The following is a 1,893-nucleotide window of genomic DNA, read 5'->3' on the forward strand; positions in this document are numbered from 1 at the left end:
GTCCAGTACCTATTGGTTGGTCTGCCATATCAGTATCTGCATCAACATCTACTATTACGAATAGTGGATTTGCTAAAACAGCACTTAAATCTGCATATGCTTGGCTTGTTTTTATTGTTAAATTACCACTTTCATCGTCAGCTTCTATTGATTCATATTTTAAGAATTGAGATGGATGTGCAGTTCCTTTTCCGTCTTCTTCTTGTTTAAAAGTATATTCTATAGATTTTTTAACTGCTGATGGTGTTAATTCTTTACCATTTGAGAATTTTACTCCATCTCTTATATGGAATGTCCATTCAGTATTATCGTCATTTGATTTAACTGAATCTGCTAGATAAGGTTGTGGTTGCATTTGTTGGTCGAATCTATATAAGCATTCCCCTATACCATATCTACTTACACACCAAGCTGCATTAACTATTGATGATGGGTCTAGCGAGTCTGAAAAGTTTGTACATCCAAAGTTTAATGTTTTACTATCTCCACCACCATTTGATGATCCATTTGATGACGAACTACATCCTGTAGCCGCTCCTAATGTCATTGCTGCAATTAATGTTGCAACCATTACTTTTTTTATTCTTTTGAAAACTTTCATCAAAATACCTCCCTAATATTTTTCTTTTTATCTTTGATTAAGTTTAAATTATTAACTAACTTTAGTTTCGCTAGTTTCTTGTCTAACGTCTAGTATATCTCTTAAATTGTCCCCTATAAGATTAAATACAATTACTACTATACATATTGCCAGCCCTGGGAATACCATTAACCATGGACAGTTTAATAAATAAGCACGTCCTTCATTTAACATAAGTCCCCATTCTGCTGCAGGTGATTGTGCCCCAAATCCTAAGAATGAAAGCCCTGCAAGTTCTAATATCATTGTTCCTATATCAGTTGTTGCTGTTATCACTAATGTAGGTAATATATTTGGTAAAAGATATTTAGTTATAATAGTTATTGTTTTACATCCTGTAACTCTTGCTGCATGGATATAATCTTCTTCACATATTTTTAAAACTAAACTTCTTGCTAATCTAGCATACTTTGTCCAACTTACAAGCATAATTGCTATTACTGCATTTTTTACACTTGCCCCCATAATACCAGCCATTGCAATAGCTAATACCATACCTGGGAATGAAATCATCATATCTGAAATTCTCATTATTACAGCATTTACAATTCCACCGAAATAGCCTGCCAAAATACCTGCAATAGTCCCAATTAAAAATATAAGTACTACTAATATTAAAGATGCACTTAAAGATATTCTTGTCCCATAAATTACACGAGATAAAACATCTCTTCCTAATTTATCTGTTCCAAATAAATGTTCTGAACTTGGAGCTTGGAAAGCATTACTTAATTCCGCATCATAAGGACTATATGGTGCTAAAACTGGAGCAAATATTGCTACAAGTGCTATAATTATTGCCATTACGATAAGTGCTGAAAATAATTTATTCTTCTTTATAAATGTTTTAATATTTTTCATCACTAACCTCTCTCTCTTACTTTTGGATCTACTAAAGTATACGAAAGATCCACTATTAGATTTATAATCATATAAATAAGTGCTATCCAAAGTACATAAGCTTGAATTACTGGATAATCATAAGCAGTAATTGATGTAACTGCTAAATTTCCAAGCCCTGGATAAGAGAATATAACTTCTACAACCGCTGTACCACCTAATAATGAACCCAAAGATAAACCTAGTAATGTTATTAATGGTAATAAAGAGTTTGGAAATACATGTCTTAAAAGTATTTTTCCATAACTTAAACCTCTAGCTTTTGCACCTATAACATAATCTTTATTTAATTCTTCTAATACTGCTGTACGAACTTGTCTTGTATATTTAGCTGCCATTGCAAATGCTAAAGT

General features: G+C 32.1%; 3 protein-coding genes. All 3 read right to left on the reverse strand.

Annotated features, from left to right (window positions below; translation table 11 throughout):
* Window positions 1–601: ABC transporter substrate-binding protein (locus ACLR9T_RS14285; RefSeq protein ID WP_413110135.1), on the reverse strand; the 601-nt coding region annotated here is incomplete at its 3' end.
* Window positions 602–652: 51 nt separating this feature from the next.
* Window positions 653–1,501 (reverse strand): nickel transporter permease, encoded by an 849-nt coding sequence (gene nikC, locus ACLR9T_RS14290; protein WP_022070766.1) that lies wholly within the window; start codon window positions 1,499–1,501, stop codon window positions 653–655.
* Between the two features lie 2 nt (window positions 1,502–1,503).
* The coding region (locus ACLR9T_RS14295) for an ABC transporter permease subunit (protein WP_413110136.1) at window positions 1,504–1,893 on the reverse strand (390 nt) is incomplete at its 5' end.

Origin of the sequence: Thomasclavelia sp. (genome assembly GCF_047249845.1) — a bacterium.
Taxonomy (GTDB): Bacteria; Bacillota_I; Bacilli_A; order Erysipelotrichales; family Coprobacillaceae; genus Thomasclavelia.

What these genes read in the sequence shown, in the direction of transcription:
- nikC (WP_022070766.1), bottom strand. Translation starts at nt 1,501, where the DNA reads ATGAAAAATATTAAAACATTTATAAAGAAGAATAAATTATTTTCAGCA.